At 60.9% G+C, this 18,804-nt stretch carries 17 protein-coding genes and 1 pseudogene; 7 read left to right on the plus strand and 11 right to left on the minus strand.

Annotation, left to right across the window (positions count from 1 at the left end; translation table 11 throughout):
* The first annotated feature begins 63 nt into the window (after positions 1-63).
* Together ACEN9A_RS19465 and ACEN9A_RS19470 are read left to right on the plus strand one after the other, a co-directional pair.
* Positions 64-885: an aldo/keto reductase gene (locus tag ACEN9A_RS19465; RefSeq protein WP_258669845.1), complete on the plus strand. Its 822-nt coding sequence runs from the start codon at positions 64-66 to the stop codon at positions 883-885.
* A 30-nt stretch (positions 886-915) separates the two neighbouring features.
* Entirely contained in the window at positions 916-1,386 is a 471-nt protein-coding gene (locus tag ACEN9A_RS19470; RefSeq protein ID WP_258669850.1) for a DUF1810 domain-containing protein, read from the plus strand.
* Here the strand turns inward: ACEN9A_RS19470 and ACEN9A_RS19475 are convergent.
* Positions 1,351-3,711, minus strand: a complete 2,361-nt coding sequence (locus tag ACEN9A_RS19475) for a DNA polymerase II (RefSeq protein ID WP_258674202.1) — start codon at positions 3,709-3,711, stop codon at positions 1,351-1,353. The two genes, ACEN9A_RS19470 and ACEN9A_RS19475, sit on opposite strands and share 36 nt — an antisense overlap.
* A 259-nt stretch (positions 3,712-3,970) precedes the next feature.
* Here ACEN9A_RS19475 and ACEN9A_RS19480 point away from each other — a divergent pair, with 259 nt between their 5' ends.
* On the plus strand, positions 3,971-4,411 hold the full coding sequence (locus ACEN9A_RS19480; RefSeq protein WP_007939416.1) for a CBS domain-containing protein: 441 nt from the start codon (positions 3,971-3,973) through the stop codon (positions 4,409-4,411).
* Between the two features lie 202 nt (positions 4,412-4,613).
* On the opposite strand, the gene ACEN9A_RS19485 is transcribed toward ACEN9A_RS19480, so the two are convergent.
* Complete coding sequence (locus ACEN9A_RS19485; protein WP_019648379.1) at positions 4,614-5,234, minus strand: glutathione S-transferase N-terminal domain-containing protein; 621 nt, start codon at positions 5,232-5,234, stop codon at positions 4,614-4,616.
* A gap of 81 nt (positions 5,235-5,315) precedes the next feature.
* Positions 5,316-6,410 carry a DUF1615 domain-containing protein gene (locus ACEN9A_RS19490; RefSeq protein WP_258669856.1) on the minus strand — a complete coding sequence of 365 codons (1,095 nt, stop codon included), beginning with the start codon at positions 6,408-6,410 and terminating at the stop codon, positions 5,316-5,318.
* A 177-nt stretch (positions 6,411-6,587) separates the two neighbouring features.
* Here ACEN9A_RS19490 and ACEN9A_RS19495 point away from each other — a divergent pair, with 177 nt between their 5' ends.
* Positions 6,588-8,117, plus strand: coding sequence for an FAD-dependent monooxygenase (locus tag ACEN9A_RS19495; RefSeq protein ID WP_019648377.1), 1,530 nt, complete (start codon positions 6,588-6,590; stop codon positions 8,115-8,117).
* 112 nt (positions 8,118-8,229) lie between these two features.
* Here the strand turns inward: ACEN9A_RS19495 and hemB are convergent, their stop codons facing one another.
* The 3 genes from hemB to ACEN9A_RS19510 all read right to left on the minus strand — a co-directional run bounded on the left by hemB (position 8,230) and on the right by ACEN9A_RS19510 (position 10,917).
* A complete protein-coding gene (gene hemB, locus ACEN9A_RS19500; RefSeq protein WP_258669860.1) occupies positions 8,230-9,204 on the minus strand; it encodes a porphobilinogen synthase in 975 nt (324 codons plus the stop codon).
* A gap of 139 nt (positions 9,205-9,343) precedes the next feature.
* On the minus strand, positions 9,344-10,186 hold the full coding sequence (locus ACEN9A_RS19505) for a PhzF family phenazine biosynthesis protein (RefSeq protein WP_258669884.1): 843 nt from the start codon (positions 10,184-10,186) through the stop codon (positions 9,344-9,346).
* A gap of 23 nt (positions 10,187-10,209) precedes the next feature.
* Positions 10,210-10,917, minus strand: a complete 708-nt coding sequence (locus tag ACEN9A_RS19510; RefSeq protein ID WP_019648375.1) for a glutathione binding-like protein — start codon at positions 10,915-10,917, stop codon at positions 10,210-10,212.
* Positions 10,918-11,224: 307 nt separating this feature from the next.
* On the opposite strand from ACEN9A_RS19510, the gene ACEN9A_RS19515 reads away from it, so the two are divergent.
* Positions 11,225-11,899 (plus strand): hypothetical protein, encoded by a 675-nt coding sequence (locus ACEN9A_RS19515; RefSeq protein ID WP_019648374.1) that lies wholly within the window; start codon positions 11,225-11,227, stop codon positions 11,897-11,899.
* 62 nt (positions 11,900-11,961) lie between these two features.
* On the opposite strand, the gene mnmH is transcribed toward ACEN9A_RS19515, so the two are convergent.
* Positions 11,962-13,065: a tRNA 2-selenouridine(34) synthase MnmH gene (mnmH, locus tag ACEN9A_RS19520; RefSeq protein WP_258669890.1), complete on the minus strand. Its 1,104-nt coding sequence runs from the start codon at positions 13,063-13,065 to the stop codon at positions 11,962-11,964.
* Entirely contained in the window at positions 13,065-14,099 is a 1,035-nt protein-coding gene (selD, locus tag ACEN9A_RS19525) for a selenide, water dikinase SelD (RefSeq protein WP_019648372.1), read from the minus strand. The genes mnmH and selD overlap by 1 nt, the downstream gene beginning before the upstream one ends.
* Positions 14,100-14,577: 478 nt before the next feature.
* Here selD and ACEN9A_RS19530 point away from each other — a divergent pair, with 478 nt between their 5' ends.
* Complete coding sequence (locus ACEN9A_RS19530; RefSeq protein WP_111454117.1) at positions 14,578-15,534, plus strand: nucleoside-specific channel-forming protein Tsx; 957 nt, start codon at positions 14,578-14,580, stop codon at positions 15,532-15,534.
* A gap of 24 nt (positions 15,535-15,558) precedes the next feature.
* Positions 15,559-16,593, plus strand: a complete 1,035-nt coding sequence (locus ACEN9A_RS19535; protein ID WP_258669908.1) for a purine-nucleoside phosphorylase — start codon at positions 15,559-15,561, stop codon at positions 16,591-16,593.
* A gap of 69 nt (positions 16,594-16,662) precedes the next feature.
* Here ACEN9A_RS19535 and ACEN9A_RS19540 read toward each other — a convergent pair whose 3' ends face one another.
* From ACEN9A_RS19540 to ACEN9A_RS19550, 3 genes and pseudogenes are all read right to left on the minus strand, one after another.
* The gene (locus ACEN9A_RS19540) at positions 16,663-17,619 is read right to left on the minus strand and encodes a quinone oxidoreductase family protein (protein ID WP_018925381.1); all 957 of its coding nucleotides are present in this window, start codon (positions 17,617-17,619) and stop codon (positions 16,663-16,665) included.
* Positions 17,620-17,648: 29 nt separating this feature from the next.
* A complete protein-coding gene (locus tag ACEN9A_RS19545; RefSeq protein ID WP_007933035.1) occupies positions 17,649-17,822 on the minus strand; it encodes a DUF1427 family protein in 174 nt (57 codons plus the stop codon).
* 111 nt (positions 17,823-17,933) lie between these two features.
* Positions 17,934-18,707 (minus strand): annotated as a pseudogene (locus tag ACEN9A_RS19550) (AraC family transcriptional regulator); the annotation flags it as partial.
* Positions 18,708-18,804 lie beyond the last annotated feature (97 nt).

Raw genomic sequence — 18,804 nt, forward strand, 5'->3', positions numbered from 1 at the left:
CGGAACCACCCTGCTATTTTGCTGCCAACTGTAGTATCGATCGGACTTCGATAAGGAGGATTCATGCGGACTCTTGGGCTGGCCGGCAGCCCTGTGCCGGTCATCGGCCAAGGCACCTGGCACATGGGAGAGGAACGCTCCCGACACACCAAGGAAGTTGCAGCGCTGCGCCTGGGCATCGAGTTGGGCATGACCCTGATCGACACCGCTGAGATGTACGCTGAAGGGGGCGCCGAAGAGGTGGTGGGTGAAGCCATCACAGGCCTGCGCGACCAGGTTTTTCTGGTCAGCAAGGTCTACCCCTTCAACGCCAGCCGCAAAGGCATCCCCCAGGCCTGCGAACGCAGCCTGCGGCGGTTGAATACCGATTACATCGATCTGTACCTGTTGCACTGGCGCGGCGAGTATCCCCTCGAGGAAACCGTCGAAGCCTTCGAGCGCCTGCGCGAAGACGGCAAGATCGGCCGTTGGGGCGTGTCCAATTTCGACCTGGACGACCTGGAGGAACTGGCCTCACCGGCCTGCGCGACCAATCAGGTGCTGTACAACCTGGAAGAACGCGGCATCGAATTTGATCTGCTGCCCTGGAGCCAACAGCAAAAAATGCCGGTGATGGCTTACTGTCCGATCGGCCAGGGCGGGCATATGCTGGCCAATCCGACGCTCAAGCAGGTTGCCGCCCGTCACCAGGCGACACCTGCGCAGGTAGCGCTGGCATGGATTCTGCGTCAGAACGGGGTGATCGCCATCCCCAAAGCGGTCCACCCCGAGCATGTGCGGCTCAACGCGCAAGCGGCACAATTGCAGCTTGAAGTCGGGGATCTGGAGGCGCTGGACCAAGCGTTTCGCGCGCCACAACGCAAGCAGCGGTTGGCCATGGTCTGAGCCATCGCGGAGCTATCAGAGGGCATCGGCATGAGAAGTACCGATCAGCTCGACTCTTTCAACTTGCCACGCTTTATCCAGGCACAGGATCCTGTGTTCGAGTGGGTTCAGGATGAACTGCGCGCCGGCCAGAAGCGTCGGCACTGGATGTGGTTCATCTTTCCGCAGTTTGCCGGGTTGGGTGACAGCGAAATGTCCCGCTACTTTGCCATTCACTCCAGCGAGGAAGCTGTGGCGTACCTGGAGCATCCGCTACTGGGTCCGCGCTTGCGCACCTGCACGCAATTGGTGCTGGACGTTCCTCAACGTTCGATCACCAAGATTTTCGGGCACCCCGACAACCTCAAGTTTCATTCATCGATGACGCTGTTCGCCCAGGTTTCGCCAAAAGGCAGCCTGTTCCATCAGGCGCTGGATCAGTACTTTCACGGCATACCGGATGACTGGACGCTGTCGCTGCTGGACTCAAAACAGGCCCAACTGCCCCCCAATCAGCGTTGAGAAATCGTCATCCACGAACGGCAGGATGGCATCCGCCACCGGTTGCAGCTGCCGGGTGACGTAATGGTCGTAGTCGATCGGCGCGCTGCGCACTTCCAGCGGCTCGGGGCCGGCGACCGTGATCACGTAGCTGATCCAGCCGCCGTTGTGATATTGCCGTGGCCGCCCCTGTTGATCGTTGTAGTCATCGGCGATCCGCGCGGCCCGCACATGGGGCGGCACATTGCGTTGATAGTCATCCAGGGGCCGACGCAGGCGTTTGCGGTAGATCAGGCGCTCATCGAACTCACCGGCCAACGTCTTGCGCACATAGTCACGCACGTAATCCTGATAGGGCTTGCGTTTGAAGATGCGCAGGTACAACTCCTGTTGGAATTGCCGGGCCAGCGGCGACCAGTCGGTGCGCACGGTTTCCAGGCCTTTGTAGACCATCTCGTCGGTGCCATCGGCACGGGTAACCAACCCGGCATAGCGCTTCTTGCTGCCCTCCTCGGCACCGCGAATGGTCGGCATCAGAAAGCGTTTGTAGTGGGTTTCGAACTGCAACTCCAGGGCACTTTCCAACCCGTACTCCTGCTTCACATGCTCGCGCCACCATTGGTTGACGTGGTCCACCAGCGCGTGGCCGATCTGCGCCGCTTCGGCCTGACCATGGGGGCGACGCAGCCAGACGAAGGTCGAGTCGGTGTCGCCATAGATCACCGCATGGCCCTGAGCTTCGATCAGTTGGCGGGTACGCAACATGATCTCGTGCCCGCGCAAGGTGATGGATGAGGCGAGTCGCGTATCGAAGAAGCGGCAACCACTGGAACCGAGGACGCCATAGAAGGCATTCATGATGATCTTCAGGGCCTGGGACAGCGGCGCGTTGTGTTCGCGCTTGGCGGTTTCACGGCCTTCGGCAACCCGGGCGACGATGGCCGGCAGGCAATGCCGGGTCCGTGAGAAACGGGCACCGCGAAAACCCGGCACCGATTCGCTGTCGTCGGGATGCTTGAGCCCTTCGATCAAGCCCACCGGGTCGATCAGGAAGGTGCGGATGATCGACGGATAGAGGCTTTTGTAATCGAGCACCAGCACCGATTCGTACAGCCCCGGTTGCGAGTCCATGACAAAACCACCGGGGCTGGCCTGCGGTGGTTTATTGCCAAGGTTCGGTGCGACGAAGCCCTGACGGTGCATCAGCGGCATATACAGGTGAGTGAAGGCCGCCACCGAGCCACCGCTGCGGTCCGCCGGCAAACCGGTGACGCTGGCGCGCTCCAGCAGGAAGGTCAGCAACTCGGTCTTGGCGAAAATCCGCGTCACCAGTTCGCAATCCTTGAGGTTGTACTTGGCCAGGGCCGGTTTGTCTTCGGCGAACATACGGTTGATTTCGTCCATGCGCTGGTACGGGTTGTCGATCGACTTGCCTTCGCCCAACAGGGTTTGCGCGACGTTTTCCAGACTGAACGAGGGGAAGCTCCAGGTCGCCGAACGCAGTGACTCGATGCCGTCGATGATCAACCGGCCGGCAGCCGAGGCGAAATAATGATTGCCGCTGCCGTGCTCGCGCCACTGCATTTCTTCGCCGCCACGCCCCAGCTTCAGCGGCACCGCCAGGCGGCGAGCATGTTCGTGCAGTACGCGCAGGTCGAACTGCACGACGTTCCAGCCGATGATGGCGTCGGGGTCGTGCCGGGCGAACCACTCATTGAGTTTTTTCAGCAGCAGGGTTCGCGAATCGCAGTATTCGAGCTGGAAATCCACCCCGTTGTCATCACCATTGGGCGACCCGAGCATATACACCTGACGCTCGCCGCAGCCTTCCAGGGCGATGGAGTACAACTCGCCCTGGGCGGTGGTTTCGATGTCCAGCGAGACCAGCCGCAGGTTCGGCCGGTAGCCGGGGGCGGGTTTCATTTGCGCGTCGAGCAGCAGGCCGTCGGCACCGGGTGTGCCGCCGAACAAAACCGGCGCGGTGATGAACCGCTCCATCATGTAGCGTTCCGGCGGGCGGATGTCGGCTTCGAATACCTCGACGCCTGATTTGCGCAGCGCGGTTTCCAGGCGCATCAACTGGCCGTGCTGCTGGCAATACAGTCCGAGCACCGGGCGGTGCTCGAAGTCCAGCAGCGCCAACGGCCGCAGTTCGACGTTCTTTTCGCCGCGCAACACCGCTTCGGCTGGCTCGCGCATGGCCTGTGGAATGAACGCGACCGACGGTTGATGCGGCAGGCGGATGCGCCGGGGACCGGCATCGGTCGCCAGCCAGAATTCGACTTCGGTGCCGGCCGGGGTATCGCGCCAATGCCGGGTCAGGACGAAGCCCTGCTGTAAATCCACCACTGCAACCTCAACGATCTGATTCAAGTGGTGATTCTACGCGTGATCGCCGGCTAAGCCGTAATGCGATCCGTAGCAGCGGGCCAAGCCTGCTGCTACAAAGGGAAAGCCCCCTCGTCACACATCTGTATGTACCGGACTTTTACAAAGAAAAATCACTGAATGACGCTATTTGCGTGTTATCTGCCGCTTTGCGCCTTGCTCTGTGAGCCTGTCTCTACGATTCTTCAAGGACAACGACAACACCCGAGAAGCCGTCATGAAAACCGTCGCCCAGTTGCTCAAGTTAAAGGCCCAACAGAATCAGGCAGTCCACACCATTGCGCCTCATCAAATGGTGCTGGAAGCGCTGATGGTGATGGCCGCAAAAAACGTCGGCGCGTTACCGGTCCTGAAAGATGGAAAGGTCGTCGGCATCATCAGTGAGCGGGACTATGCGCGCAAACTGGTGCTCAAGGGGCGCTCCTCCGTCGGCACACCGGTCAGCGACATCATGGTGTCGCCGGTGATCACCGTGGACACCCATCAAACCGTCGAAACCTGCATGGGCATCATGTCCGACAAACGCCTGCGGCACTTGCCGGTGGTGGAGGACGGTGAGCTGATGGGCTTGCTGTCGATCGGCGACCTGGTCAAGGAAGCCATTGCCGAACAGGCTGAACTGATTCGGCAGCTGGAGCAGTACATTCGCGGCGAGTGATCCCACACTGTGCGAGGGGGCTTTTGTGGCGAGAGGCTTTGTGGCGAGGGGGCTTGCCCCCGTTCGGCTGCGAAGCAGTCGCAAAGCTTTTAGGGCCGCTTCGCGACCCAACGGGGGCAAGCCCCCTCGCCACAAAAGCTCCCTCGCCACAGACAAGCCCCACTCCCACAAAGGCTCGTTCCCACATTGGTTTGATGTGTTCCTATGGCCAATGCCGCGAGAAGACCGGCGCCAATACCGGGTGGCGGTCGAAGCGTTCGAGCCAGGCGAAGAACCCCGGCCGCGCAACGCGCAAGTGTTCCCGGGTACCCGCCCACCGCGTCACCACCGCCGCCAGAATATCCAGCGCGCCCGGCTTGCCATCGCCCAGGTACAGCTTGCCGGCGAATTGATCGGCAAACACCTCCCAATTCCAGTGCAGGCGCCGGCGGGCACCGGCCATGAGGTTTTGCCGGGACGACTCGTCCGCCTCGCCCAGCCAGCGCTCGGGGTAATCGATGATACCGATGGCGCTGTAGCAATTGCTGACGATGTACACCAGACCATGAATCACCTGATCGCGCTTGATCGGATTTTCCGGCAACAGGTTCGACTCCGGGAACGTAAGGCCCAGGTGAATCAGGATGGCCGCACTCTCGGCAAGAACGCCGCCATCGGGCAGTTGCAGAGTGGGAACCTGCTTGAGCGGGTTGAGCTTCTCCAGCGCATGCACCGCCTCCGGGGACGATGATACGTCGATGAAGCGATAAGGAACCTCGCACAGTTCCAGCGCGGCTTCGATGGCGGCCGCACCCGAATTCTGATACCCATAGAGCTGGTACATGACTAAATCTCCTCTGCGACTCTCTCTTTGTAGCAGATGCCAAAGACTGCGCGCGAACCATGTGGGTGGGAGCTTGCCCGGTTACCCTCCCGCGCGTTTCATACAGCGCTGATAGCGCTCGTCGACCCGCTTGGCAAACCACGCCGTGGTGAGTTTTCGGGTGATTTTCGGGCTTTGCAGCACGATCCCCGGCAACACCGCCCGGGGTAATGGCCGGCCTTCGGCCTGTTCGGCCAAAGCGAAGACGCGTTGATAGAGCGTGGTGTCCTCAAACTGAAGACTTTTACCCTCCTCCAGCTGATCCCGAATGGTCGGGTTGCGCATGTCCAATTGCTTGCCGAGGGTGCGCACCGCCAGTTCCGTGGTGCCGGGCATGATCGAGTCGTAGCGCACCAGATCACCATCCAGCGCCAGCGGGATACCCGTCGCACGACTGACCGCGTTCTGAAACGCCGCATTGCGGCTGGCGTACCAACCGGCATTGAAATCGGCGAAGCGATACAGCGGCTGCTTATAGCTCACCGGATAACCGAGCAAGTGGGCGATACCGAAATACAGGCCACCGCGACGGGTGAACACTTCGTGACGAATCGAGCCGTTCACCGGGTAGGGATAATCCCGCACATGCTGCTCGGCAAAGTCGATGCTGACCTGCATCGGCCCGCCAGTGTGTACCGGGTTGAAGCCGCCGAACAAGGTCCGGCCCATGGGCACCATGCCGATGAAGTCATCGAAAATCGCGCTGAGCTCTTTTTCGCTGCGCGCGGCACTCAGTCGGTCGCTGTAGCTTTTGCCGTTGGGTGAACGCACCTGCAAGGCACCGCTGACCAGCAAGCTGGGAATGTGGGCCTTATCGGCGCGGCGGTCGATTTCATCCCGGGCGATCTTGCCCAGGCCTGGCACCAGCGGGTCAGCCTGAAACGTCGACTCCTGCTCAGCGACCGCAAGTACCGAACACAGGTTTTGCGTGGTCGGCGAAATCTTTTGCGCGGCAAACGCTGCGTAGATATCCGTGGCCCAGCCCTGGCGGTCGACCGTTTTGGCCGGCAGCAGGCTGACGATTTCGGCCTTGACCTCGGCAGGCTTGCGGGCCGGCGGTTCCTGGGGGCGCTGAGTGCCGCAACCGGCCAGTACCAACAGCGCGGCCACGCTCATGATCAATCGATTGGCTTGCATGGTGCTCCATCAAATCCGTTGAGCCGGGTTAACCATACGATCAATGGCATGGCGCAGGCTATGACTATGCCGCCCTCTCCCTGTTCCGTAGCAACTCGTTCGCCGTAGCCGCTGTCGAGCCTGCGAGTGCCCCCCGGTTGAACCATACTTGATCCACACACCGAGGAGGACAGGCTCATGAACCGTAGCGATGTGCTGATCATCGGTGCCGGCCCGACCGGGCTGGTCCTGGCACTGTGGCTGAGCAAGCTGGGGATTGGGGTGCGGATTATCGACAAGACCTCGGCCCCCGGTACTACCTCACGCGCGTTGGCAGTACAGGCCCGAACGCTGGAGCTGTATCGCCAGCTCGACCTCAGCGACGCCGTGGTGCAGAACGGCCATAAAGTGTGCGCCGCGAATTTCTGGGTCAAGGGCGAACCGGTCGCGCACCTGCCGCTGAGCGCCATCGGCGAGGGTTTGACGCCCTATGCGTTCCTGGAAATCTATCCGCAAGACGAGCACGAACAACTGCTGATCGAACGCCTGGAGACCTTTGGCATTACGGTGGAGCGCAACACCGAATTGCAAAGTTTCGAGGAAACCGGCGACGGCATCACCGCAACACTGCGCTTGCCCGATGGCCAACAGCAAACCTGTCAGGCCTGTTACCTCGCTGGCTGCGACGGCGCCCGCTCGATCGTGCGCAAATCCCTGGACACCGATTTCCCAGGGGGCACCTACCAGCAGATTTTCTACGTGGCGGATGTGCAGGCCCGCGGCCCGACGTTCAACGGTGAATTGCATGTGGACCTCGACGAAGCCGACTTTCTCGCCATTTTTCCTTTGTCCAGCGAAGGTCGTGCCCGACTGATCGGCACGGTTCGCGACGAACGCGCCGAGCGCGCCGAAACCCTCCAGTTTGCAGACGTCAGCAGACGGGCCATCGAGAATTTAAAGGTGCAGATCGATCAGGTGAACTGGTTCTCGACCTACCGCGTGCATCACCGGGTAGCGGATCACTTTCGTACCGGACGCGCGTTTCTGTTGGGTGACGCTGCCCATGTCCACAGCCCGGCGGGTGGCCAGGGCATGAACACCGGGATTGGCGATGCGATCAATCTGGCCTGGAAGCTCGCGGCGGTGTTGAGCGGCAGCGCCACGGCCAAACTGCTCGACAGTTATGAAACCGAACGCATCGCCTTTGCCCAGCGCCTGGTGGCCACCACTGATCGGGTGTTCAATTTCGTCACGGCCGATGGGCCAATTGCCGACGTAATGCGCATGCGCGTGGCGCCCTTTTTGATCCCGAAAATGATCTCGTTCGAGGCGGTCCGGGAGTTCATGTTTCGCACGGTGTCACAGACCACCCTCAACTATCGCGGCATGCCGTTGAGTGAGGGCGTTACCGGCCATATTCACGGCGGTGATCGCCTGCCCTGGGCCCACGACGATGAAGGGGACAACTTCGAATCGCTGAAATACCTGACCTGGCAGGTGCATGTGTATGGCGAAACCAGCGACGAGATGATCGCCTGGTGCAGCGCGCATCACCTGCCGTTGCAGGTGTTCGACTGGCGACCGGTGTTTGAAACCGTGGGACTGGCGCGCAACGGGTTTTACCTGCTGCGCCCCGATACCTATGTGGCGATCGCCGATTACAGCGCCGATCCGAAGGTGATCGAACGGTATTTCCGCGATCATGGGATACGGCCTTTTATCGTCTGAAGATCAAAAGATCGCAGCCTGCGGCAGCTCCTACAGGATCGATGTTTACCCGCAATATTGCGGCGAACGCATTCAATGTAGGAGCTGCCGAAGGCCGCGATCTTTTGATTGTTTAGATCCCGGCCAGGGCCAGGTCCATTGCGAAGTAGGTGAAAATCAAATCCGCCCCCGCCCTTTTGATCGCCCCCAGACTCTCACGCACGACGCGATCTTCATCGATCGCCCCAGCCTGGGCGGCGAATTTGATCATCGCGTATTCACCGCTCACCTGATACGCCGACAACGGCAGACGCGAGGCTTCGCGGATGTCGCGGATGATGTCCAGGTACGCGCCGGCCGGCTTGACCATCAGCGCGTCGGCGCCTTCCTGTTCGTCCAGCAACGACTCACGCATCGCTTCACGACGGTTCATCGGATTCATCTGATAGCTTTTGCGGTCACCCTTGAGCGCACTGCCGCCGGCTTCGCGGAACGGGCCATAAAGCGCCGAGGCGAATTTGGTCGAATAGGCCATGATCGCGGTCTGGCTGAACCCCGCTGCATCGAGCGCCCGGCGAATCGCCTGGACCTGCCCGTCCATCGCCGCCGACGGCGCGATCACATCGGCGCCGGCCCGGGCGGCGGCCACGGCTTGTTTGCCGAGATTGATCAGGGTCTGGTCGTTATCAACTTCGTGCTGGTGCAACACGCCGCAATGGCCGTGGTCGGTGTACTCACAAAAACAGGTGTCGGACATCACGATCATTTCCGGCACGGCGTTTTTGGCGATGCGCGACATGCGCGACACCAGGCCGTTATCGTTCCAGGTGTCGCTGCCGTTGCTGTCCAGATGATGAGACACGCCGAACGTCATCACCGACTTGATCCCCGCCCGGGCGTAACGCTCGATCTCGCCGGCCAGTTTCGACTCAGGAATGCGCATCACCCCGGGCATGCTCTTGATCGGCACGAAATCGTCGATTTCTTCCTCGACGAAAATCGGCAGCACCAGATCGTTCAAGCTGAACTCGGTTTCCTGGAACAAGCTGCGCAGGCTCGCATTGCGGCGCAGACGGCGTGGACGTGCTTCGGGGAACTGACTGGACATGGACCTTCCTGAAGAGACGAAATTCGTAGGGCGCAAAGCTTATGCCCTGCAAGGTGCGGGACACAAACCTCGATCGCTCAAGACAACGTTACCGCGGCGGCAACAATCGCCCGCATCGAATACCGCCTGCTCTCACAGGTTAGATCGTCAGCGTTCCGGTAATACACGTCACTACAGCACCACCAATCCAGATCTCATCCCCCACCTGCTCCACCCGAATCCGCCCGGCGCGGCCCATGGTCAGGCCCTGACTGACGACATAAGACGCCGGAGCCAGCCCTTCGCTGAACAACCATTGAGCGATCCCGGCGTTCAGGCTGCCGGTGGCCGGGTCTTCCGGCATGCCGTCGCCGGAGATGAATGCACGCACTTCGAACTGCGCGTCAGCACCATCATTCTCGGGGTGCCATGGCGCGATGACACCGACGGCGAGGCCGAGCAACTGTGCATGATCCGGCTGCAAGTCCAGAATCTGCTGGCGGTCCGCGACCATCACCGCCAGCCAACCGGCACCGTTGTCGACCCATTGCGTGCGCACAATCGCCCCCGGCGCCAACCCCAGCCCCTGCCGTACGCGCTCGACCAGCCCGGCGTCCACCGGGCCGGACCTGAGCAGCGGTGGCGCGAGAAACGCCAGCTCCGTCCCCTGCCGACGCACCCGCACCAGGCCGACACCACACTCCTGAATAATCTCCTCACCCTTGGGCACCCCACCGGCCTCGAGCCAGGCATGGCACGTGCCCAACGTCGGATGACCGGCGAACGGCAACTCTTGCAGGGTGGTGAAGATACGTACTCGATAGTCGGCCCGGGGGTCTCGAGGTTCGAGCACGAACGTGGTTTCGCTGAGGTTGGTCCAGTTCGCGAACGCCGCCATGCGTTCATCGCTGAGCTTGTCTGCGCCGAACACCACCGCCAACGGGTTGCCCTTGAGCGCGACGGGGCTGAAAACATCTACTTGCTTGAAATCGAATGCGCTCATTGCCTGCCTTGGTGATGAAGGATTCAAAGGGATTGCCTGGGGATTTCCAGACCGCGAATTACCGCCGGTCTTGCCAGGAAACGCTCCAGCACGCGGGTGACGTTGGGGAAATCCTGGATGCCGACCAGGTCGCCGGCCTCGTAGAAGCCGATCAGGTTGCGCACCCACGGAAAAGTCGCGATGTCGGCAATGGTGTAGCGCTCGCCCATGATCCAGTCGCGCCCTTGCAGACGGCCATCGAGGACCTTGAGCAAGCGCTTGCTTTCATCGACGTAGCGATCACGCGGACGCTTGTCTTCGTAGTCCTTGCCGGCGAATTTGTTGAAAAAACCGAGCTGGCCGAACATCGGCCCGATACCGCCCATCTGAAACATCAGCCACTGAAGGGTCTCGTAACGCGCTGCCGACTCCTGGGCCAGCAGTTGCCCGCTCTTGTCGGCGAGGTAAATCAGAATCGCCCCGGACTCGAACAGCGCCAGCGGTTGGTCGCCCGGGCCGTGGGGGTCGAGGATCGCCGGGATCTTGTTATTGGGGTTCAGCGACAGAAACTCAGGGGACAGCTGATCCTGGGTGTCGAAGCCCACACGATGCGGCTCGTAGGGCAGCCCGATCTCTTCGAGCATGATCGAAACCTTGACGCCATTGGGCGTTGGCAAGGAATAGAGCTGAATCCACTCCGGGTACTGGGCCGGCCATTTTCGAGTGATGGGGAATGCAGACAAATCGGTCATCGGGAGCTTCCACGGGAAAATCGGAGTGAAGATCATAAGGGGGACGGGGCCAAGATGTGTACTGTGTCCATGAATCCGAAACATCCTGTCGATAACCTTCCCCCCAATCCGTTCAAGGTTGCCGCTAAAGTGTCAGGCACCTCGCTCGGATCGAAGCTCGAATCGAACCAAAAGGGCTTCATCGGACTCTGAGCATTGCCCTGTTAGAAATGGGCCGGGTCAACGACATGGAAAACACCCTATGCTAGGAGCTTGAGGTGTCAATGTTTGTCAGCCTTAACCAAATGCGCTGAAGATCACCTATTCGATGATGAATCCTTTGAAATTCACCAACCGCTTCAAACATCGTGCTTATATCTTCCTGCCCGCTCTGTTGGCGGCCAGCGCGTTGCTTTTGTCGCTGGAGTCCAGTGTAAGCCGCGCCCAGCCGGTGGACGGTACACAGACGCTGGTGTTTTTGCGTCACGCGGAAAAACCGGCCGGCGGCCTGGGTCAGCTCAATTGCCAGGGACTGAACCGCGCCATCGACCTGGCCACCTTGCTGCCGGAAAAATTCGGCAAGGCCAACTACGTGTTTGCCGCCAACCCGACGCGCAATGTCGAGGAAGGCGAACTGGATAACTCCTACAGTTACATCCGCCCCCTGATGACCATCAGCCCCAGCGCGATCAAGCTCGGCTTACCGGTGAACATCGAATTTTCGGCCAACGACACCAGCGACCTGGCCGATGAACTGCTTCGCGACAAGTATCACAACTCGATCATCTATACCGCCTGGTCCCATGGCTACCTGCCCGAGCTGATCAACAAGGTCGCCGGGGAAGCCGTCGGCTCAGAACAGCGCATCACCGATGACTGGGCATCCAGCGACTATGACTCGCTGTACGTGCTCACGCTGACCTGGCACAACGGCAAGGCCAGCCTGCAGAGCCACAGCTACAAGCAAGGGCTCAATAACGGCCCGGAGAGTTGTCCGACGTAAGCGGTCGGGCACCTGCTGGCCCCATCGCGAGCAAGCCCGCGAAGGGGCCAGCAAAAACAACATCACCCCCGCTGCTTACCCCGCTCCCGCAAATATTCGAGAACCGCCCCCCGATCCCCGACAAACTCGATCCGCGCGCCCTTCTTCTCCCGCTGAAACACATACATCGGGTCGTAATACTCACGCAGCAACCCTTCGATCCAGCCCCGGTGCAAGTCCACCGCGCCGCTATTGGCCTGTTCCGCCAGCGCATCTTCCATCAAGGTCAGCATCCGCCGATGACGTTCGCCGCCCAGGCGTTTCTGGACATTGTTCAGGCTCGCCAACATCCGCTCGGAAAACAGCGTGAAGCCTTCATCGCCATACACCTCGGTGAACTCGGCGCATAAATCCACCACGTAATCGCGCAGGATCCGCTCGACGCGCCCTTCCAGGCTGTCTTCCAGCCAGACCATCGGAAACTGCTGCATGCCCTGATACAGCGGCAACGGTAGCGCGCAACTGCCGATCGCGCGGCTCTCGTCTTCGAGCACAAACTGCCCGATACCGCTGGCACGCTTTTTCAGCACGTCCACGGCCAGGCGGTTTTCAAAGTCGATGTTGGAGGGTTGGCCAGTGGCGCGTTTGCCGAAGCTGGAGCCGCGATGATGGGCGTGACCTTCAAGGTCCAGCGCGTTGCTCAATTGCGTGAGCACCTCGGTCTTGCCGGTGCCGGTCATGCCGCCCAGCAAAACGAAATCGCACTGGGCTACGGCCTGGTCGAGCGTGTCGAGCAAGAAGGTGCGCATGGCCTTGTAGCCGCCACCGACCCGCGGATAGTCGATGCCCGCTTCGTCCTTGAGCCACTGCTGGGTGATCTGCGAACGCAGTCCGCCGCGAAAACAATACAAATAACCATCCGGATGCGCCCGGGCAAAATCGGCCCAGGCCTGGATGCGCTCGGCCTTGATCGCGCCGGCCACCAATTGATGCCCCAGCGTGATGGCCGCTTGCTGACCGTGTTGCTTGTAGCAAGTGCCGACCCGTTGCCGCTCGTGGTCATTCATCAGCGGCAGGTTGACCACGCCGGGGAATGAGCCTTTGAGGAATTCGATCGGCGCGCGCACATCCATCATCGGCCGGTCGTTGAGGAAGATGTCGCGGTAATCGGTGAAGTCTCTGGACATCAAACCACCTCAACCGCGTGGGTCTGTCGCTCAACCAGTTCGCCGATCGGCTGAAGGGCCAGCCCAAGTTCGGCCGCCACCGCCAGGAACGCTGCGTCGCCTTCGGGCGTGACTGCAATCAGCAAACCGCCGCTGGTCTGCGGGTCGCAGAGCACGCGTTTATGCAACTCCTGGAGCCGGCCGACCTTGCTGGCGTAGCTGTCGAAATTGCGCAGCGTGCCGCCGGGCACGCAGCCCTGATCAAGGTAATACTCGACGCCCGGCAGGCGCGGCACACGGTCATAGCCGATGCGGGCGGTCACGTTGCTGCCGTCGGCCATTTCCACCAGATGCCCGAGCAGGCCGAAACCGGTGACGTCAGTCATTGCGGTCACGCCGTCGAGCTTGCCGAAACGGCTGCCGGGTTTGTTCAGGGTGCACATCCAGTCGCGGGCCAGGCCGATGTCGGCATTGCGCAACTTACCCTTCTTCTCGGCGGTGGTGAGGATGCCGATGCCCAAGGGTTTGGTGAGGTAGAGCAGGCATCCGGCGGTGGCGGTGTCGTTGCGCTTCATGTGGCGCTTTTCCACCAGTCCGGTCACGGCCAGGCCGAAGATCGGCTCAGGTGCGTCGATGGAATGGCCACCGGCCAAGGGAATTCCCGCTTCATCGCAGACCGACCGACCGCCGCGAATCACTTCCCGGGCAATCTCCGGCGCCAGCACATTGACCGGCCAGCCGAGGATCGCAATCGCCATCAACGGATCGCCGCCCATGGCGTAAATGTCGCTGATGGCGTTAGTGGCGGCGATACGGCCGAAATCGAACGGGTCGTCGACAATCGGCATAAAGAAGTCAGTAGTCGATACCACGCCGCGCTCTTCATCGATGGCATACACCGCCGCGTCATCGCGCGAGGCATTGCCAACCCAGAGTTTCGGGTCCAGGTTCTGCGCCCCGCTGCCGGCCAGAATCACCTCCAGTACCTGGGGCGAAATCTTGCAGCCGCAACCTGCGCCGTGGCTGTATTGGGTCAGACGAATCGGCTCGCTCATGGGATGCACCTTGTGAAGTCAATGCCCAGGATTCTACAGCAACCCCCATTTGTAGGAGCCGCAATAAGTGATCCATTGTGGCGGGGGAGCTTGCTCCCGCTCGGGTGCGAAGCACCCGCAAACCTGGCGGACAGGGATTCCCAGAAACACCGCATGCAAGGTTTTGGGGCTGCTGCGCAACCCAGCGGGAGCAAACTCCCTCGCCACAAAAGCTCAGGCCACAGATCAGGTGACACCACTTTGGTGCATGTCCTGTCCAGATCCCCTTCGCCCCGAGTTCCATTCGTTTTACCTATCCTCCCGTAATCCTTGACCGAAAGGACAGCAAAACCGCCAATTCCTCCGGCTTTTCAGCGCTTTGAGAAAATTGGTATAGCTTGTGCAAACGTTTGCGAGTCGCCGATACCGGCCTGTTCACCACTTAAACCGCACAAGCCCGCACCATCGGGCCTTCGATACGCACGAAAAGGGACTTTTAATGCATTGCACCTCCAGTCGCGTGACTTGCTCGCGCACGTTTGCTGTTTCCTTGCTGTTGGCCAGCGTTACAGGACTACTCAGCAGCTCCGCGTTGGCCCAACCGGCCACCACCGAAGAATCCGCCCAGGGCGAAGCCCTCAGCCCTGAAGCCAACCCACCGAAAAAAGGCGCGTACCTGTCGGACTGGTTCAATCAGGACCTGACCGTCATCGGCAGCAAGGACATCAGTTTCGGCCCGCAACCGGCCGACGATATTTACCTGGAGTACGAATACTTCGGCCGCAAGGGGCCGTTCGAGTTGTACGGCTACATCGACATTCCGAAGATCTTCGACATCGGCAACAGCCATGACAAAGGCGTGTGGGATCACGGCTCGCCAGTGTTCATGGAGCACGAACCGCGGATTTCCATCGACTACCTCGCCGGCCGCAGCCTGGCCGTCGGGCCGTTCAAGGAATGGTACGTGGCGTTCGACTGGATCTACGACCACGGCAGCAACAGCGCCAATCGTGCCAACACGCTGTACAGCGGCCTCGGCACCGACATCGACACCCATTCGCGGGTCAACCTGTCGGCCAACTTCTACGGTCGCTACCAGTGGGAAAACTACGGCGCGAGCAACGAGTATTCGTGGGACGGCTACCGCGCCCAGCTCAAATACATCGTGCCCATCAGCAGTTTCAGCAACGGCGCTTCGTTGACCTACATCGGTTTCACCAACTTCGACTTCGGCTCCGATCTGCACAAAGACAACCCGGCCCGCACCGCCAATGCCACCGTGGCCACCAACGTGTTGCTCTACGCCTTCACCCACTTGCGTTTCACCCTGGTCGGCCGTTACTTCCACAACGGCGGCAACTGGGAGGACGGCAGTGAGTTGAATTTCGGCGACGGCGACTTCCGCGCCCGTTCCAACGGCTGGGGTTACTACGCCGGTGTCGGCTATCAGTTTTAAGGCTCATTTGAATCAGGAGGTTTTATGAAGGCAATGACGCGTCTTTCCCTGTCTGTCGGTTTTGCGGCAAGCACCCTGCTCTCTTCCTCTGCCTGGGCGGTAGAAGCGCCGATCCAGCCGAAAGTGATGCTGATCACCATGTTCGCTCCCGAGGCGCAGAACTGGATCGATCGCCTGGAACTCAAGCAGGAAGTGCGAGTACCGGGCCTGTCCGCCGAGTACCCGAACATTCGCTGCAACACCGAACAGGTGTGCCTGATGGTCACCGGCATGGGCCAGACCAATGCGGCGGCCTCGACCCTGGCCCTGGCGCTGTCGCCGAAATTCGACCTGCGCAAAAGTTACTTCCTGATCGCCGGGATTGCCGGCATCAGCCCGAAACACGGGACCATCGGCACCACCGCGTGGGCGCACTACCTGGTGGAGTTCGGCACCCAGTGGGAACTGGACTCCCGGGACGCGCCGAAAGACTGGCCGACCGGTTACCTGGGCATCAACACCAAAGGCCCGAACGAAAAACCGCCGCTGGATTACAAGACCGAAGTCTTCGAACTCAATCCAAAGTTGCAGGCCAAAGCCTTCGCCCTGAGCCACAAAGTCGAACTGAGCGAGAGCAAGGAATCGGCGGCGTGGCGCTTGAAGTATCCGTCGGCCCCGGCCAATCAGCCGCCGGTGGTGACCCAGTGCGACACGCTGGCGGGCAATACCTGGTTTTCCGGGACGCGCTTGAGTGAGCGGGCGGAAGTCTGGACAAAATTGCTGACCAACAACGAAGGTGTCTACTGCACCACTCAGCAGGAAGACAACTCCACCTACGAGGCACTGCTGCGGGCCAGTCGCGAAGGTCTGGTGGATGTCCGCCGTTTGGCGGTGGTACGCGCCGGTTCCGACTTCGACCGGCCGGCGCCGGGCCAGAGCGAAGTGGATAACCTGCTCAAATACGCCGATCAGGGCGGGTTTGTGCCGGCACTGGAGAACCTGTACCGCACGGGGAATCCGTTGGTGCAGGAGATTTTGCAGAATTGGTCGGCTTGGGAGAAAGGTGTGCCTGAAGCCTGATCTGATAGGTGGGAGCGGGCTTGCCCGCTCCCACATTTGATCCGGGGTGTATTTCCAGTTGCATCCATTTCAAGGCAACAAAATCACCTTGTCGCCACTGCCCTGATTCACCTCGGCATACCGTTCCAGCCCCTCGGCCAACGGCGATTCAACTAGCCCTTCCGGCAACGGCAACAGGCCCTGATCGAAAAAGCTTCCGAACTGTTCGAGCATCGCCGCACACGCCTGAACCCCGTACAGCAACGAATTGATCCCCACCACCGAACCGCCCTTGCGATACAGCGCCAGGGCCGGCAATTGCACATGCCCATCCGCCGGTGCGGCGATGATTGCGATTCGGCCGAACGCGGCCAGCGCCGGGACCGAGGCCGGTAGCCAGAAACCGGTGGTGTCGAAGATCACGTCGGCGCCGCCGGCATACACAGCGTTGACCTGTGCGCCCAGGTCCTCAGGCTTATCCAGTTGCAGCGTCTGATAACCCTGAGCCTGCAAATCCTTGACCTGTTCCGGCCGCCGCGCCGCCGCCAGCACCTGGGCGCCCCGGACTTTGGCCAGCGCCAATGCTGCGCTGCCCACCGCCCCGCCGCCGATCACCAACAACCGCGTTCCGGTCGTGACAAGACTGCGTTCCAGCGCATCCCACGCCGTGGTGTACGGCACACCGAGGCTGGCAGCCTGGGCAAAGCTCAGATGCGTCGGCTTCAGCGCCACGCCATTGGCCGGCAGTTTGACGAATTGCGCGTGGGAACCGTCGGCAAAGAAGCCCAGCTCCCGGCCGGTGCCCCAGACTTCCTGGCCGATCAGCGCCTGCGGGCCTTCGACGACGATACCGGCGAAATCACGCCCGGGAATCCGCGGCAACGTGGTGTAGGGAAAGCGCCCCAGTACGTTTTTCACATCACTGGGATTGAGCCCCGCCGCCTTGATCTGGACCAGCACTTCGTCAGCGCCGGGAACGGGGGTGGGCACCTCAACGTAGCGCAGGGCCGAGAGGTCGCCGGTTTTGTCGAATTGCAGTGCTTTCATGGGCATTTCCACCAAATGGATAAGAGGTTTCAGGAGATCCAGCCCGCCACCAGTTGCCGGCCCAAGGGCCACAACTGCTCACCGGCGAGCATGCCCAGCAGACCCACCAGCGCGATGGCCGGTGGTGCGGGGGAACGAAAATCCAGCGCGCCATAGAGCAGGCCGACGCCCAGACCGATACCCAACGAGATAAGGTAGTTCATGACAGACTCCGTGGCATAAGGGGGTATGCGCAGAGTCTAGAGAGAGGTCGCCACGGGCATCGGCCAAGTACTTCTGAATGTCGGCCAAAGCGCTTTTGACGCAGCGCCGCCCCGTTGCTGGCTCACGCAAAACTGCGAAGGCGCGACGCCCAGTTCCCGGCGGAACATGTCGCTGAAGCTGCTCGGCGAATAACCCAGCTCCCGGGCAATCGCGCTGACCGGTACGCCCTGAATCAATTCGGCCGCCGCGGTCGCCAGTTGCACCTGCCGCCGCCATTCGGCGAAGCCCATGCCCAAACCGTCCTTGAACAACCGCGCCAGGGTACGCACGCTGGCACCGGCATTTTCGGCGTGCTGCTCGAAGGGAATGTCCAGCGACGGTGAGGCCATGACCGCCTGGCACAGGTTCATCAGTCGCCGGTCGGAATCGTCCGGCAGCGGTATTTTCAGCAATGAACGTCGGGCGCGCTTGAGCTCCAGCAAGGCCAGGCCGACCAGCGCATCGTAGTAATCCGGGGCACCGTCGTCGCCCTGCTCCACCAGCCCGACGATCAGTTCGCGCAGCAAGCCGCCGACTTCAATCACTTGCACACTGTCGTCCAGTGTCGCCGCCAATGACGGCCGCAGGTAGATGTTGCGCATCTGCAAGTCAGAGACCACGCGAATCCCGTGCGGCACACCCGGCGGCAGCCAGACCGCCCGTTGCGGCGGCACCACCAGTGCTTCATGGGGTGTCTCGACCCACATCACACCGCTCATCGCGTACAGCAACTGGCCCCACACATGTTCGTGAGGCTCGATATACAACCCACGCGGGTAAGTACGTGCCAGCGGTTGCACCGGCACATCGGTATCACTTAAATCAGGGGGTGCGGCCTTGGCCATAGGCTAGGATCATTGAGGGGCGGAAAGGCTCCATGGTAGCGAGGCGTGCAGCGTGTCGCCAGTCACTGTAACCGACTGACAATCCGACTGAATTTTT

It is taken from the genome of Pseudomonas sp. Pseusp18, from assembly GCF_059506005.1.

Coding starts and splice junctions, on each gene's coding strand:
- ACEN9A_RS19465 (WP_258669845.1), top strand. CDS start 64: ATGCGGACTCTTGGGCTGGCCGGCAGCCCTGTGCCGGTCATCGGCCAA.
- ACEN9A_RS19470 (WP_258669850.1), top strand. CDS start 916: ATGAGAAGTACCGATCAGCTCGACTCTTTCAACTTGCCACGCTTTATC.
- ACEN9A_RS19480 (WP_007939416.1), top strand. CDS start 3,971: ATGAAAACCGTCGCCCAGTTGCTCAAGTTAAAGGCCCAACAGAATCAG.
- ACEN9A_RS19485 (WP_019648379.1), bottom strand. CDS start 5,234: ATGTACCAGCTCTATGGGTATCAGAATTCGGGTGCGGCCGCCATCGAA.
- ACEN9A_RS19490 (WP_258669856.1), bottom strand. CDS start 6,410: ATGCAAGCCAATCGATTGATCATGAGCGTGGCCGCGCTGTTGGTACTG.
- ACEN9A_RS19495 (WP_019648377.1), top strand. CDS start 6,588: ATGAACCGTAGCGATGTGCTGATCATCGGTGCCGGCCCGACCGGGCTG.
- hemB (WP_258669860.1), bottom strand. CDS start 9,204: ATGTCCAGTCAGTTCCCCGAAGCACGTCCACGCCGTCTGCGCCGCAAT.
- ACEN9A_RS19505 (WP_258669884.1), bottom strand. CDS start 10,186: ATGAGCGCATTCGATTTCAAGCAAGTAGATGTTTTCAGCCCCGTCGCG.
- ACEN9A_RS19510 (WP_019648375.1), bottom strand. CDS start 10,917: ATGACCGATTTGTCTGCATTCCCCATCACTCGAAAATGGCCGGCCCAG.
- ACEN9A_RS19515 (WP_019648374.1), top strand. CDS start 11,225: ATGATGAATCCTTTGAAATTCACCAACCGCTTCAAACATCGTGCTTAT.
- mnmH (WP_258669890.1), bottom strand. CDS start 13,065: ATGTCCAGAGACTTCACCGATTACCGCGACATCTTCCTCAACGACCGG.
- selD (WP_019648372.1), bottom strand. CDS start 14,099: ATGAGCGAGCCGATTCGTCTGACCCAATACAGCCACGGCGCAGGTTGC.
- ACEN9A_RS19530 (WP_111454117.1), top strand. CDS start 14,578: ATGCATTGCACCTCCAGTCGCGTGACTTGCTCGCGCACGTTTGCTGTT.
- ACEN9A_RS19535 (WP_258669908.1), top strand. CDS start 15,559: ATGAAGGCAATGACGCGTCTTTCCCTGTCTGTCGGTTTTGCGGCAAGC.
- ACEN9A_RS19540 (WP_018925381.1), bottom strand. CDS start 17,619: ATGAAAGCACTGCAATTCGACAAAACCGGCGACCTCTCGGCCCTGCGC.
- ACEN9A_RS19545 (WP_007933035.1), bottom strand. CDS start 17,822: ATGAACTACCTTATCTCGTTGGGTATCGGTCTGGGCGTCGGCCTGCTC.